Origin of the sequence: Streptomyces xiaopingdaonensis (assembly GCF_000262345.1) — a bacterium.
Lineage (GTDB): Bacteria > Actinomycetota > Actinomycetes > Streptomycetales > Streptomycetaceae > Streptomyces > Streptomyces xiaopingdaonensis.
The window spans coordinates 1-14,953 of record NZ_AJTQ01000276.1; the positions used below are offsets into that span (position 1 = coordinate 1).

A 14,953-nucleotide genomic window follows, 5' to 3' on the forward strand; every position below is an offset into this window, starting at 1 on the left:
GGCGGCGGACGCGTCCGCGACCGAGCGCAGCCCGGCGAGGAGTGCGGGCACCGTCTCTCCGACGGCCAGCGCCCGCTCGCTCAGCGGTGCGCGTCCGGTGGCCAGCGCCTCCGCCACCTGCGCGGCGTCGGCAACCTCGCCCCGGCTCGCCACCGCGTCGGCCAGCCGCTCCGCCTGGGCCCGCAACCCGCCGGTGCCGCGGCCCGACACCGGCCAGGGGACGGGGGACACCGAGGAGTCCCCTTCGGCGACCGCCGACGCGTCCGGCTCCCGAGGTGCCTCCTCCAGGATCACGTGCGCGTTGGTTCCGCTCATGCCGAACGACGAGACGGCCGCGCGCCGCAGGCCGTCCGTCCGCCAGTCGCGTGGCTCGTCGAGGAGGCGGACGGCGCCCGAGGACCAGTCGACCTCGGGCGTCGGCGCGTCGACGTGGAGCGTGCGGGGCAGGACGCCGTGCCGCATCGCCAGCACCGTCTTGATCACGCCGGCGACCCCCGCCGCCGCCTGGGCGTGGCCGAGGTTCGACTTCACCGAGCCGAGCCACAGCGGCCGGGCGCCGGGCCGGTCCTCGCCGTACGTCGCCAGCAGGGCGCGGGCCTCGATGGGGTCGCCGAGACGTGTGCCCGTGCCGTGCGCCTCCACCGCGTCGACCTGGTCGGGCGTGAGGCCCGCGTCGGCCAAGGCGGCGCGGATCACCCGCTGTTGGGCCGCGCCGCTCGGCGCGGTCAGCCCGTTGGAGGCTCCGTCCTGGTTGACCGCCGAGCCGCGTACCACCGCCAGCACCCGCTGCCCCGCTCGCCCGGCGTCCGAGAGCCGCCGCACCAGCAGCATGCCGACGCCCTCGCCCATGCCGAACCCGTCGGCATCCTCGGCGAAGGCGCGGCAGCGGCCCGTCGGGGAGAGTCCGCGCTGACGGCTGAACTCCACCAGCGCCCCCGGCACCGGAACGACGGTGGCGCCGCCGCAGAAGGCGAGGTCGCACTCGCCGCGGCGCAGCGCCTGGACGGCGAGGTGCAGGGAGACGAGGGACGAGGAGCACGCGGTGTCCACCGTCATCGCGGGGCCTTCGAGGCCGAGCAGGTAGGAGATCCGGCCCGAGGCCACGCTGGTCGAGGTGCCCGTGGCGAGGTAGCCCTCCACCTCGCTCGGGTCGTGTTCCGCGCCGACCCCGTAGTTCTGCGCGGCCGTGCCGACGAAGACGCCCGTCCTGGTTCCGCGGAGCGAGCGCGGGTCGAGTCCGGCGTGCTCGGCCGCCTCCCAGGAGGTCTCCAGCAGCAGCCGCTGCTGCGGGTCCATCGCCGTGGCCTCCCGCGGGGAGATCCCGAAGAAGCCGGCGTCGAACGCGGTCGCGTCGCGGAGGAAGTAGCCGGAGCGGACGTAGCTGGTGCCCGGCCTGTCGGGGTCCGGATCGTAGAGCGCGTCGACGTCCCAGCCGCGGTCGGAGGGCAGCGGACCGATCGCGTCGCCTCCGCCGGCCACCAGCCCCCACAGGTCGCCGGGGGACGCGACACCGCCGGCGAAGCGGCAGCCGATGCCGACGAGGGCGATCGGTTCGCTCGCCGCCTCGAGCACCTCCTGGAGCCGGCGCCGGGTCCGCCGTAGATCGGTGGTGACCTTCTTGAGGTAGGTACGGAACTTCTCTTCGCTCTCGGACATGGGTAGTTCGGGCTCCTTGGGAGGGGAAGTCACCGGGCAGCGCCCACCTCCGCTCATTCTGCGAGCGCCGCCGGTCCCTGCTCTCCCCCTCAACCCCCCTGTCACCGGCCGGCGGGCCCCTCGTCCCGCCCGCGCGGGGGCGTAGGGGGGGCTAGGGGTTGCCGCGTGACGGGCCCGCTCGGCCAAGCTGGCAGTGCCCCCGGTGCCACGTTGCCTACTGCTGCCCGGAGTCGAGCCCCGCGGTGCCTGCTCGGCCGGAGGACTCCGGCACCGTGATGGCGCCCGTCGGGCAGCGCAGCACCGCCTCCCTCGCCCCGGCCTCCTGTCCTTCGGAAGGATGTTCCTCGATGAGCCGAACCCGACCGTCAGCTTCGTCCTGGTCGAACAATTCGGGAAAGTACATCGCACAGGTTCCACTGGACGTGCATTTCTCACGGTCAACTTCGATGCGCATTCTCTGAACGTAGCCGCGGCAACTCTGCGATGCAATACGAAAGTTCACGGGAAAGCGCACCGCGTTTTCGAGGGGCCGCCGCCTTCCCGCGCGAAAGGCAAGCAAATGCGTCAGGTGTCCGCAGGCCCGAACACATTCCGCACCGCCTCCTCCAACGACTCCGCTCCCGACGTCAGTTCAAGCGCCAGCCCGATAGCGGCGGAACGACGCAGCAGCGCGAGCACGGCCGCCGCCACGTCGGCCCGGCCGATCGCGCCGGCAGGGGCGACGCCGTCGGGAGCGGTACGGAGCCGCACCCGTCCGCCGGCGGGCCCGTCCGTGAGCCGCCCGGTGCGCAGGATCGTCCAGTCCAGGTCACGGGCGCGCAGATCGTCCTCGGCCGCTCTCTTCGCCCCGAGGTAGGCGGCCTTCTCCTCCCCGGACCAGGGCAGGTCCTCGGCCCCGTGCCAGTTGCTGACCATGAGGTACCTGCGCACCCCGGCCCGCTCGCCCGCGGCGGCGAAGAGCGCGGCCGGGCCGCGGCCGGCGGCGCCGCCGGTCCCCGCCGCGAGTACGAGGGCTTCGGCCCGGCGCAGCGCGCCCATGAGGGCCGCCCGTACCGCGCGGGGAGACTCGTCGGGTCCGACGAGCACCGGTTCCGCGCCCAACGTGCGCAGCCGTTCGACGTGTTGGGGCGCACGCACCAGGGCGACCGCCTGGTCGCCTCCACCGGCGCACGCGGTGACCAACGCGCCGCCGAGGGGCGTCGATGCCCCCAGAATCACCATTCGCATGCCGATCAGCATGAGCCGGAAAAACATTCCGGAAACCCGCGGGTCCCCGTTGCGCACAAGCAGCGGCCGACTCGGACCATCACCCCGACCGAACACAGGGAAAAGGGAGAAGACGTGTCGGAATCGCTGTCGGAAACACCAGGTCTGCCCCTCAGCCGCAGCTGCCCCCTCGACCCGCCCGACGGCTACAAGCGCCTCCGCGAAGAGGAACCCGTGAGCCGCGTACGGTTCGCCGACGGCAACGAGGGCTGGCTGCTCACCAGGTTCGACGACGTACGCGCCTTCCTCCTCGACACCCGGTTCAGCTCCAACCGGAACCGCGCCGCACGCACCCGGCACACGCACGAGAAGCCGAAGTTGCCGGCCGGGGCGATGGTGAGCATGGACCCGCCCGAACACACGCGGTACCGCCGGCTGCTCGCCGGCCAGTTCACCGTGCGCAGGGTGCGGCAGCTCGAACCGAGGATCGTCGAGTACGTCAACGGGCAGCTCGACGAGATGGCGGCGGCAGGGCCCGGCGTCGACCTCGTGGAGACGTTCGCGCTGCCGGTGCCCTCCCTCGTGATCTGCGACCTCCTCGGGGTCCCGACCCGCGACCGCCACGACTTCCAGAAGTGGGCGCAGACCGTCCTCAACGTGGACCTGCCCCTGGACGAGGTCCACCGCGCGAAGGAGAAGCTCTTCGCCTTCATCACCGCCCTGGTGCACGAGAAGGCGGAAGACCCGCAGGACGACATCATCAGCGGCCTCCTCCACGCACCGCCCGAAGAGCGGCTGACGCGGGAGGAGATCATCGGGATCAGCGTCCTGCTGCTGATCGCCGGGCACGAGTCGACCTCCAACATGCTCAGCATCGGCGCCTACGCGCTGCTCCGGCACCCGCGGGAGCTGGCCAAGCTCAAGGCGGACCCGTCCCTCATCGACAACGCGGTGGAGGAACTGCTGCGCTATCTCTCCATCGTGCACCTGGAGTTCATCCGCACGGCGACGGAAGAGGTCGACTTCGCCGGGCACCTCATCAAGCCTGGAGAGACCGTCAAGGGATCGATGGTCTCGGCGAACCGGGACCCGGACCGCTATCCGGAGCCCGACGTACTCGACCTGAACCGGAAAGACGTGCACCACCTGACCTTCGGCCACGGAATCCACCAGTGCATCGCACAGCAGCTCGCCCGGGTCGAACTCCGCGTCTCCTTCAGTCTTCTGTTCGCCCGATTCCCCACGCTGCGCCCGGCGATCGCACCGGAGGACGTCCGTTTCAAGGACGACTCAGTGGCGTACGGCGTGAAGGAGCTCCCTGTGGCGTGGGACGTGAAGAAACCCTGATTTCCGCCCGGTTGACGGGCCCGGCGGGAGAGCGGAATGTGAGAGGCTCCCGCCGGGGGACGAGATGCGCGCCGCCGCGACGGCGCATTCGGTGACGCCGGCCCCCACGGGGCCCGGGTGAGAGAAAGTGGCGGCGCGTGCTCAACGCCTATCGCTCCCTTTTCGCTGTTCCCCACCTTCCCTCCCTCTTCGCCTGCTCCTTGATGAGCAGGCTGAGCGTGATGGCGTTGCCGATCGCCTCGACGGTGCTCCTCTCCCGCTGGACCGGCTCGTTCGGCCAGGTCGGGGTGGTCATCGGAGTGCAGGCCGTGGCCCAGGCGCTCTCGGCGCCGTACCGGGGGCGCGCGGCGGACCGCGGCTCGGTGCCCCGGCTGGTGATGCTCACAGGGCTCGGTTTCGCACTCGGCCTGGGCCTGCTCACCGCCCTCACGGTCTTCCTGCCGCCGGCCGGCTGGCCGCTCGCCGTGCTCGTCGCGGCCCTGACCGGGTGCAGCACCTCGCCGATCCCCCAAGTCAGCCGCGCGGCCTGGCCGTTGCTGGTGCGGGAGGACCAGCGGGCGAGCATCTACACGCTGGAGGCCGTGGGGCAGGACGCCGTCGCGACCGTGGGCCCCTTGCTGGCGTCGCTGACGGCGGCGTACGACCCGGCGTGGTCGGTCGGCGTCTGTGCCCTGCTCGCCCTCTGCGGATCAGCGGTGTTCGCACTGGCGTACCGCCGCTCCGGCCTCGCCGGCGTACCGCTGCGGAGCACGGAGGAGGCGGAGACCGCCGCGGTCGGACGCAGGCGGCTGCTGCCGACGGAGCCGGGGCTGCTCTCCGTCCTCGTCGTCGCCATGTGCGTGATGGGTTCCGTCTTCACGATCAACCTCTCCGTGGTGGCGTACAGCACCGGCTCCGGGAGCGTCGGGCTCAGCGGGGTGCTCATCGCCGTCTGGACGGTCGGTTCGCTGGCGGGCGGGCTGGTGCTCGGCGCCACCACCCGGAGGGTGAACCACACGGCACTGCTGCTGGCATTGGCGGCGGGCATGGCCGCCCTCGCCGCGGTGCTGCCCCCGGCCCGCGGGTCGACCCCCGTCGTCGTGGTCGCGCTGGTGCTCTTCGTCGGGGGCCTGGTGATCAGTCCGAACCTCGCCGCCAACAACACGCAGGTCGCCGACGCGGCCCCGGCTTCCCGCAGGACGGAAGCGTTCGGCTGGTTGCAGACGGCGACGACGGGCGGCTCCGCCGTCAGCATGATGCTCACCGGCGTGCTGCTGGACGCCGCTGGGCCCGCCGCGGCGATCGGCGCGGGCACGTGCCTGGTACTCGTCGCCCTCCTCGTGCGGTGCCTCTCCCGGCGGCGGACGCCGAGAGCTGCCGAGCCGGGCCACGAGGCACCGGGCGTCAGCCCTCAACCGGACTGAGGGACGGCGGAGAGCCGCCGGGCGACGAAGGCGGCCACGTCCTCGACGCGTTCACTGAGGAAGAAGTGCCCGCCGGGAAAGAGCCGCATGTCGAACTCGCCCGTCGTGTGCTCCCGCCAGGCCGCCGCCTCGTCCTCGTGCGTACGGGGGTCCGAGGTGCCGGAGAGGGCCGTGACCGGGCAGCCGACCGGTGGTTCCGGTACGAAACGGTAGGACTGGAGCGCCTGGTAGTCGGCGCGCAGCGGTTGGAGGATCAGCTTGCGCATCTCCTCGTCGCCGAGTACCTGCGGATCGGTGCCGCTCAACTCCCGGACCTCGGAGAGCAGTCCGTCGTCACCGGTCAGGTCCACGTGCTCCGTCCTCGGGCAGGACGGAGCACGGCGCCCCGAGACGAAGAGGCGGACCGGTGAGGTACCCAGCTCCCGCTCGAAGCGGCGCGTCACCTCGTAGGCGAGGAGGGCGCCCATGCTGTGGCCGAGGAAGGCGAGAGGCCGCTCGGCCATCGTCCGCAACCGCGCGAAGACGAGGTCGGCGAGACGGTGCAGATCGGTCACACAGGGCTCGGTGTGCCGGTCCTGGCGGCCCGGGTACTGGAGCGCGCACACGTCGAGGCGGTCGCCGAGGGAGAGGCAGAACGGGCGGTAGTAGCTGGCCGAGCCACCCGCGTGGGGAAAGAGGACGAGCCGCGTCGCGCCCGGCGGCCCGGGCGAGCAGCGCTGAATCCAACGGTCGGACGTGTCTTTCGACTTCACCCTGCACCTTTCCGCCGTCGGTCGACGCCCCGGGGCGCGGCCGGCTCCCGCCGCCGACGAGACCCGCCTCCGGGGCACGCCGAAGAATGGCACCGGCGCGGCACCGGTTCCACCCCCTACCGGCTGCTGTCTCCAGCAGCTTGGCACGGCGCTGCCGTCGGCGACCGGGACTTGCCGGGGGCCGCCGGGGCCGGCGCCCTAGCGGACGGCGGCCGGGGCCAGAGGGGGCGATAGGGGTTCTGCCCCTGCGGGCCCGCACCGTAGCGTCGTGAGCGCTCACCCTCGTCGCGCTTCTCCGCCCTCGCGGTAATCGGCCCGGCGCCACGGGATCGGCGCTCGCGGGGCTCGCCGCACGCGCCGGCCACCGGGTGATCGCCGCCGAGTCGGAAGAGCGGCCGGGGCCACGCCTCCGCACACAGTGACCCGCCAAGCCCCGTGCCGGCACCGCCCCTTGACGCCCCAGCAACCGCGCCCCTCGGAGGACACCACATGCGGGAGATCGTCAGCGCTGCCCTGTCGGACGACGCGGACGGCGCGGCATTCGCCGCGCTGCCCGTCCCCGAGTCCTACCGGGGCGCCGTGATCCGCCGGGAGGACACGGGGATGTTCGAGGGGCTCGCGACGCGGGACAAGGCGCCGTCGAAATCCCTCCACGTCTGCGAGGTCCCCACCCCCGAGCCGGGTCCCGAGGAGGCTCTCGTCGCGGTGATGGCCAGCGCCGTCAACTACAACACCGTGTGGAGCTCCCTCTTCGAGCCGGTCCCCACCTTCACCTTCCTCGAGCGGTACGGACGTTCGGACGCCCCCCTGGCGGCCCGGCACGACCGGCCGTACCACGTGCTCGGCTCGGACCTCGCCGGCGTCGTGCTGCGGACCGGTCCTGGCGTGCGGCGGTGGAAGCCGGGAGACCGGGTGGTGGCGCACTGCCTCTCCGTCGAACTGCGCTCCCCCGACGGGCACGACGACACCATGCTCGACCCGGAGCAGCGCATCTGGGGCTTCGAGACCAACTTCGGCGGCCTCGCCGAACTCTCCCTCGTCAAGGGCGATCAGCTCATGCCCATGCCGGCGCACCTCACCTGGGAGGAGGCCGCGGCCTCCGGCCTCGTCAACTCGACCGCCTACCGGCAGCTCGTATCCCGCAACGGCGCCCGGATGAAGCAGGGGGACACCGTCCTCGTCTGGGGTGCCGCCGGCGGTCTGGGCTCGTACGCCACGCAGCTCGCCCTCAACGGGGGCGCCGTCCCTGTCTGCGTCGTGTCCGGGGAACACAAGGCCGAGTTGGTGCGCTCGCTGGGCGCCGGACTGGTGATCGACCGGCAGCAGGAGGGCTACCGGTTCTGGAAGGACGGGACGACGCCGGACCCCGGGGAGTGGAAGCGCTTCGGTGCGCACATCCGCCAACTGACGGGCGGCGACGACCCGGACATCGTCCTCGAGCACCCCGGCAGGGAGACCTTCGGGGCGAGCGTCTTCGTCACCCGCCGCGGCGGCACCGTGGTCACCTGCGCCTCCACCTCCGGCTACCGGCACGAGTACGACAACCGCTACCTGTGGATGTCCCTCAAGCGGATCGTCGGCAGCCACTTCGCCAACTACCGCGAGGCGTGGGAGGCGAACCGACTCGTCTCCAGGGGGATGGTCCACCCGACCCTGTCGGCCGTCTACCCGCTCTCCGCCGTGGGCCGGGCGACGGAGGACGTCCACCGGAACCGGCACGCCGGCAAGGTGGGCGTGCTGTGCCTGGCGCCGGGGGAAGGGCTCGGCGTCCGCGACGAACGGTTGCGGGAACGGCACCTTTCGGCGATCAACCGCTTCCGCACGGGCGCCGGGGCTCGGAGCGTCTGAGCGGAGAGGGATCGCTGGAGGCGCCGTACGGTCCGTTGCCGGGGCGTGGCGTACGCGCCGCACGGGCGCCCGGCGCTCTCTTCACGAACACGGTGGACGCCTCGAAGGCTCCTTTGATTCCTCCTCGCGCAGGGATCGGGCCGAAACCCGCACGCCGCATTCCTCCTGCTCGCCTTCCAACGGCGTTGCGGGCGGCTCGAATTGCACACCCGTTACGAACACCGACCCGACAGGTGAGCGAAATCAGGCGCCACCGCACCGTTGCTGCGTGAACCTACAGCTATCCCCCGGCCAGTGCTCTCGCGCCCCCGTGGGCACCGGCGCACTCACGGAGAAGTCCGAAAATCTCCGTGCCGACTCGTGCGGCAACTCGGCGGGGTTTCGTGGGATGCCAGGGTTGCAAGAATATGGAACGCAGTCCGGGTGAATGCGGGGCAGGCCTCGGTGAGCAGTGGCGAGTGGGAGCCCCGCACCACCACCCGGAAAACCATCGCGGGACCGAGGTTCCGCCTTCTCGCCCGACACGACATTTCCGCGAATCCACGGGGCGGTCGGAACGCCGCCCGTTGCGAGAGGAGTCCCGCCGCGGTGACACCGTCCGCTGAGCAGGTACTGCCGCCCCATGTGCTCATCCCGGGCTTCGAGAGCCGGCACGACGAGAGCGGCATCATTCTCGTCCGGGGGCCGAAGCGGTCGGGGAAGACCACCCTCCTCCACGCCGTCAACGAGTCGGCCGCCGAGTCCGGGGCGCGGGTTCTGAGCGTGACGGGCTGGCCGAGCGAGCAGCAGGTCGCCTTCGGCGTACTGCGCCAACTCCTGGGCCAGTTGGACGAGCCACCGAGCGCGGCCGCCGACCGGCAGGAACCCGCTGCGGTTCCCCCGGGACTCCTCACCGACCTCCAGGAGTGCACGTACCACCGGCTCGTCTCCGCCGACGCGACGCACCGGCTGCTCGTCTCGGTCGACGACATCAACTTCGTCGACCGCCCGACGCAAGGGTTCCTCCGCTTCCTCGCGCGGCGCCTCCAGGGAACGCGCATCAGGCTGGTCCTGAGCGAGCGGACCGGCCAAGCCTCCCCGCACTGCACCGACTTCCGTACCGACCTCCTGCGCCTGCCGCACACGCGCCTCGTCCGGCTGAGCCTGCTGACGCGCGAGGCGCTGGCGAGCTGGATCGCCGAACGCGTCGCCCACGTCCGCGAACCCGCCGCACGGAGGGCCGCGCAGCGGATCGCCACCGAAGTGCACGACGTCGGCGGGGGCAACATTCCGCTCTCCGGGCTCCTCGTGGGGAAGTACCTGGCTTCGGTGGAGCAGGGCAGAAGCACGCTCACCGTCGACGCCGACTTCTACGACACCGTCCGCCTGCTGATCGACGGCAGCGACACCCCGGGGTTCGGCCGGGGCGCCCGGGCGGTCGCGGTGCTCGGCCCGCTCTGCACCACCCAGCGGTTGAGCAGGCTGCTCGACGGCGACACGGGGCTCGCCGACCGGGTTCTCCGCACGCTCGGCGAACTCGGCATGACGCACGGGACGCGCTTGCGGCAGCACATAGCCAGGGCCCTGCTCGACGACCCGGACTTCACCGAAGCCGCTGACGTCCAACTCGCCGCGGCACGCGTCCTGTTCGACGACGGCGCACCGGTGCGCCACGTGGCGCGCAAGCTGGAGGCCGCGGGGAAGATCGGCCCGCCGTGGGACCTGCCGCTGGTGATGGAGGTCGTCGGCCGCGCCGTGGAAGAGGGCCGCGGCGAGGTGGCGGGCGCCCTCCTGCGGCTCGTCCAGGCGTCGGCGGTCACGACGGAGGAGCGCGCGGCGGCGGAGATGCTCCTGCTGCGCAGCGAATGGCTGACCAACCCGGTGCTGGTCTCCTCCCTGGTGCCCTCGCTGAGCGGTGCGGCGCGCCAGGGCGTGCTGCGGCCGGCCGACGCAGCACTCCTCGTCCGCGCGATGATGCTCCACGGATACCCGGACCGCGCCTGGGAGTTGCTCTCCGCGCTGCGCGAGGAGCCCCAGGGTCCGGAGGACGAGGTCGAGGTGACCCTGGCGGAGGTGCTCCACGGCGTCTGGCACGGCGTCCCGCCCCGCACACCCCGCGGCGATCAGCACGGTTCCGGGGCACCGGCCGGCGCCGGCCGGTGCCTGGTGATCGGCAACCATTCGTGGCTGCCCACCGTCCTGCACAAGATCCCCGATCTCCTCGACCAAGGGGACAGGGCCGGGGTCGTCTTCGCGGCCGAGCAGCTCCTCGAAGGCATCCGGATCAGGACCTCCGAGGTGGAGCCCTTCCTCTTCGCCTGCTGGGTGCTGGACGCCGTCAACTCCCTCCCGCTCGCCCGGAAATGGTGCACCTCGCTCTCCGCGGCGCTCGACGGCTTCCCTTCGCCGCTGTGGAGGTCCCTGCTCGCCGCCGTCCAGGCGCGGATCGCCCTGGCCCTGGGCGACCTCACCGGCACACGCCGCCACCTCCAGGAGGCGCTGGCGCACAAGCCTTGGCAGGAGTGGGGCTCGGGCGTCGGGTCGCTCGCCGCCGTCCTCGTCGAGGCGCTGACCGAGTCGGGGCGGTACGAGGAGGCGGCCGAGGTGCTGGACCGTCCCGTACCGCCCGCGGTCTTCCGCGGCGTGGGCGGACTGCTCTACGTACGCGCCCGCGGACGGCACCACCTTGCGGTCGGCCGACTCCACGCGGCCGTCGCCGACTTCGAGAACTGCCGCGACATGTCCGCGTACCTCGCCTCGGACCTGCCCGCGGTGGTGCCCTGGCGCTGCGACCTGGCCGAGGCGTACCTGCAGGTCGGCGACGTCGAGAGCGCCCGCGGACTCCTCCAGGAACAGCTCGGACTGCTCCCCGAGGAGGAGACGTCCGTCCAGGGCACGACGCTGCGCCTGCTCGCCAAGGCCGACGTGGAGGACCGGCGGGTCTCCCTCCTCAAGGCGTCCGCCGACCAGCTCGAGCGGTGCGGCAGCCGCCTCCAACACGCCTACACACTCGTCGAGTTGGCGGCGGCCTACCGGGAGAGCGCGTGCCTGGGCCCCGCCCGTGCGACGATCAGGCGCGCCCAGCGCATGGCGCAGCAGTGCGACGCGGGCCGCCTCCAGCGACTCATCGCCGCCGGCACGGCAGCCGGTACCGCCCGCGACGACGTACCGCCCGCGTACGGCGGCGAGTTGGGCAAGCTCAGCTCGGCCGAGCGGCGCGTCGCCGTCCTGGCGATCCGGGGCCACACCAACCGGGAGATCTCCACGAGGCTCTTCATCACGCCCAGCACGGTCGAGCAGCACCTGACGCGGATCTACCGGAAGTTGCGGGTCCGGCACCGCCAGGACCTCGAGGACCGCTTCTCCTCGGTCTTCGAGGTGCTCGGCGCCCACGCCTGAGCCGGCCGGGCCCTCACCGGGCCCGGCGCGGCGCCCCCTTTGCGGGGCGGCGTCAACTCGTGCGCCGCCGGGTCAGGTCTACCGCCCCGAACGGGGAACGACCGGGGCAGCGCTCGCGGCGCCCCACGCGCTCCGGGTCACGCCCCGTCCCCGTCCTGCGGGCGCAGCTCCCTTGCCTTCTCCCGCAGGACGAACTTGCGCACTTTCCCCACCGGGTTGCGGGGCAGCACCGCGAGGTGTTCGAGCCGCTCCGGCCAGTACTGCTTCGCGACCTGGTGCGCGTCCAGGTGGCGGCGCATGTCGGCGAAGGTGAACCGCGCGCCGCCCGCCGGCACGACGAACGCGCAAGCGCGCTCGCCGAGGCGGTCGTCCGGCATCGCGACGACCGCCACGTCCGCGACCGAGGGGTGGGCGAAGAGCAGTTGCTCCACCTCGGCGACCGGGACCTTCTCTCCGCCGCGGTTGATCACGTCCTTCTCCCGCCCGGTGATCCGCACGAAGCCCGCCTCGTCGAGCACGGCGAGATCCCCGGTGCGGTACCAGCCGTCCGGCGTGAACGCCTCCGCCGTCAGGTCGGGGCGGCCGAGGTAGCCGTCGAAGACGGTCGGCGAGCTCAGTTCGAAGTTGCCCTCGCATCCCGGCGGTAGGACGTTCCCCCGGTCGTCCGCGACGCGCAGGCGGACACCGTCCAGTGCGCGCCCGTCGGTGCCCCGGCGCTGTGCGGGCGGGTCGGCAGGTGCGGAGAGCGCGGCGAGACAGGTCTCGGTGGTGCCGAAGGCGCCGCAGACCTTCGCGCCGAGGACCCGGTCGGCCCGCTCGGCGAGGGCGCGCGGCACGGTCGCACCCGTGGCTACGAAGATCCGCAGATGGCGCGGGGGTTCGCCGCCCTCCTCGACCGCCCGCAGCAGGTCGGCGAGGAAGGGCGTCGCGGCCTGGACGAAGGTCGCCCGGTGGTCGTTGAGCGACGCGAGGGCGCGCTCCGCGTCCCACTCGGCCTGGAGGATCTGCGGCACTCCGAGCACGGTGGCCAGCACCATCCCGTAGAGGAACCCCGTCTGGTGGGCGAGCGGCGACGGCACCCAGACGGTGTCCCTCTCGCCGAGGCCGAGGTGCGCGACCTCCATGGTCACGGCCTTCACCAAGGTCGCCGACGTCTGCGTCACGCCCTTGGGCTCGCCGGTCGTACCCGAGGTGAAGAGGAGCTGGGCCGCCGCACCCGCCTCGGGCCCGACGGCGTCGAGCGCCGCGCGGTCCGCCTCCGTCGCCGCCGGGGCCGCCGCCCAGTCGTGGACGGTGACGCCGTCGGCCGAGCTCTGCGGGAGCCGGCTCCGGCCGCCCGAGCGGGGCACCACCACGACGTGGCGCAGCCGCCCCGGCGCCTCCTGGTGGGCCGCGAGAGCGAGTGCCTCGTCCGCGGGGCTGCGGGAGCGGTGCCGGTCGACGACGACCAGCACGCGCGCCGCCGACCTGCGCAGCACGAAGCCGAGTTCGCGTTCCCTGAAGAACGGCATGACGGGGCAGCAGACCGCGCCGATCCGCAGCGTCGCGAGGGAGAGCACCACGAACTCGGAGCGGTTCGGCAGTTGGTAGACGACGTGCTCGCCCGGGCGCACCCCCAGCCGCAGCAGCAGCGAGGCCGCCCGGTCGACCCGCTCCGCGAGCGACCGCCAGGTGATCACGTGCCGGCCGTCCTCGGCGACGTCCACGACAGCCGGCGCACCCGGCCGGGCCGCGGCATGCCGGGCCAGCCACTGGGGCAGCGTCGTCCGGGCGGCGGCGTCCGGGCGCCCCGTCCCGCGGCGGGGCCGCCCGGCAGGGCCGTCCGCCACCGTCATGGGCACGCCCACGGCGTTCATCGCGGTGAGGAAACCCGGGTAAGAGATGCGGTACGCGTGGGGAAAGGTGAGGGCGGAGCGGCCCTGCGCCCGCGAGGCCGCCACGGCCAGCGACATCAGGACCCGGTGGTCGTTGTAGGTGGAGAGCCCCGCGCCTGCGAGCCCTTCGACACCGTTCACCCGCAGCACGTCGCCGGTGAGCGCCAGGTCGCCGCCCATGGAGTTGAGCTGGAGGACCGCCGCCGCACGGTCGGACTCCTTGAGCCGGGTGTGCCCGACGTTCCGGAAGACGGACTCGCCCTGCGCGAAGGTACCGAGCACCGAGAGGATCGGCAGCATGTCGGGGACGTCGCCGCAGTCGACGTCGACGGCCTTGAGCAGCGGTGCGTCCTGCCTGATGCGGACGCCCCCGGCCGCCGCCTCCATCGGTACGCCCATGGCCCGTGCGACGTCGAGGAAGTGGAACTCGGGGTGGTCGGCGGGTCCGCCCTCCAGGCCGGTGAGGCCGCGGAGCAGGACGTCGGAGGGGTGGAGCGCGGCCGCGGCGATGCCGAAGGCGGCCGAGCCGACGTCGGGCGGCAGCGTCAATTCCGTCGGCCGCGCCTTCTGGCCCGGGGGCAGCGTGAAGCGCCGCCAGTCCGGCGAGACGGTCACCTCCAGGCCGAACCGCCGCATCATCGCCACGGTCAGCTCCAGGTAGGTGCGCTCGTTGAGCTCCCCCTCCACCTCGACGACCGTGGGTCCCGCGGCGAACGGCGCGAGCAGCAGCACGCCGGAGACCCACTGCGACAGGGTCCCGGGAAGGGTCACCCTCCCCCCGGCCGGCCGTCCGGCGCGGATGTGGACAGGAGGGCAGTCGTCGGTCGCTCGGAGCGCGACGCCCAGTCGCTCCAGCGCCCGCAGCAGCGGGCCCACGGGACGGCGCCTGAAGTACCGCTGTCCCGTGAGCGAGACGTCCCGGTCCGAGAGGGAGGCGAGCCCGGCCATGAAGTAAAGGGTGGTGCCCGAGCTGCCGGCCGAGAGCGTGGCCCGCCTCGGCCGGTACCGTCCGCCGAGGCCCCGTACCAGGAACGTGTCGCCGCTCCTGGTGATCGGCACACCGAGCCCGCGGAGCAGCCGCACGGTGTAGTCGACGTGGCGCGCGTCGGTGAGCCCGTGGATGCGGCTTTCGCCGTCCGCGAGGGAGGCGAGGACCAGCGCCCGGTGCGCGTGGTATTTCGAGTGCGGCACGAGGATTTCACCGGTCACCCGATGCTGGATTCCGTCGACGAGAAGATGCATGGGGTGTTCTCGCTCCTAGGCGTCGGCACCGGGAATTGCGCCGGATGCATCCGGTGGCGGATGTCCGGGTACCGGCCCGCGACAGCGCGGCAGGGACCGAACAGCCGCCTTGGCGATGCTCCCGCTCCCGTCCCCGCGCAAGCAGCCCCTAACCGCCCCTATCCGCACGGTCGCGCACCGGGCGCCGAAGAGCGGCCGCAATCCTCGCGCCCCCTACCGGAGTTCGGCTTCCCCCGCTTTTCTCCGA

9 protein-coding genes are annotated in these 14,953 nt (G+C 72.7%); 4 read left to right on the top strand and 5 right to left on the bottom strand.

The window, feature by feature from the left end:
* From UWG_RS0121725 to UWG_RS0121735, 3 genes are all read right to left on the bottom strand, one after another.
* Positions 1–1,656: type I polyketide synthase (locus UWG_RS0121725; RefSeq protein ID WP_016909310.1), on the bottom strand; the 1,656-nt coding region annotated here is incomplete at its 3' end.
* 214 nt (positions 1,657–1,870) lie between these two features.
* A complete protein-coding gene (locus tag UWG_RS30705; RefSeq protein ID WP_050988633.1) occupies positions 1,871–2,110 on the bottom strand; it encodes a ferredoxin in 240 nt (79 codons plus the stop codon).
* A 110-nt stretch (positions 2,111–2,220) separates the two neighbouring features.
* Positions 2,221–2,883, bottom strand: coding sequence for an SDR family oxidoreductase (locus UWG_RS0121735; protein WP_033196293.1), 663 nt, complete (start codon positions 2,881–2,883; stop codon positions 2,221–2,223).
* 114 nt (positions 2,884–2,997) lie between these two features.
* Between UWG_RS0121735 and UWG_RS0121740 the strand changes: the two genes are divergently transcribed.
* Positions 2,998–4,209: a cytochrome P450 gene (locus UWG_RS0121740; protein WP_016909313.1), complete on the top strand. Its 1,212-nt coding sequence runs from the start codon at positions 2,998–3,000 to the stop codon at positions 4,207–4,209.
* 203 nt (positions 4,210–4,412) lie between these two features.
* Positions 4,413–5,612, top strand: a complete 1,200-nt coding sequence (locus tag UWG_RS0121745) for an MFS transporter (RefSeq protein ID WP_237720218.1) — start codon at positions 4,413–4,415, stop codon at positions 5,610–5,612.
* Here UWG_RS0121745 and UWG_RS0121750 read toward each other — a convergent pair.
* Positions 5,600–6,364: a thioesterase II family protein gene (locus UWG_RS0121750; protein ID WP_016909315.1), complete on the bottom strand. Its 765-nt coding sequence runs from the start codon at positions 6,362–6,364 to the stop codon at positions 5,600–5,602. The genes UWG_RS0121745 and UWG_RS0121750 overlap by 13 nt on opposite strands.
* A 489-nt stretch (positions 6,365–6,853) precedes the next feature.
* Here UWG_RS0121750 and ccrA point away from each other — a divergent pair, with 489 nt between their 5' ends.
* Together ccrA and UWG_RS0121760 are read left to right on the top strand one after the other, a co-directional pair.
* Positions 6,854–8,212: a crotonyl-CoA carboxylase/reductase gene (gene ccrA, locus UWG_RS0121755; RefSeq protein ID WP_016909316.1), complete on the top strand. Its 1,359-nt coding sequence runs from the start codon at positions 6,854–6,856 to the stop codon at positions 8,210–8,212.
* Positions 8,213–8,800: 588 nt separating this feature from the next.
* The gene (locus UWG_RS0121760) at positions 8,801–11,590 is read left to right on the top strand and encodes a LuxR family transcriptional regulator (protein ID WP_237720219.1); all 2,790 of its coding nucleotides are present in this window, start codon (positions 8,801–8,803) and stop codon (positions 11,588–11,590) included.
* Positions 11,591–11,727: 137 nt separating this feature from the next.
* Here the strand turns inward: UWG_RS0121760 and aroA are convergent, their stop codons facing one another.
* Positions 11,728–14,706 carry a 3-phosphoshikimate 1-carboxyvinyltransferase gene (gene aroA / locus UWG_RS0121765; protein WP_016909318.1) on the bottom strand — a complete coding sequence of 993 codons (2,979 nt, stop codon included), beginning with the start codon at positions 14,704–14,706 and terminating at the stop codon, positions 11,728–11,730.
* Positions 14,707–14,953: the final 247 nt, after the last annotated feature.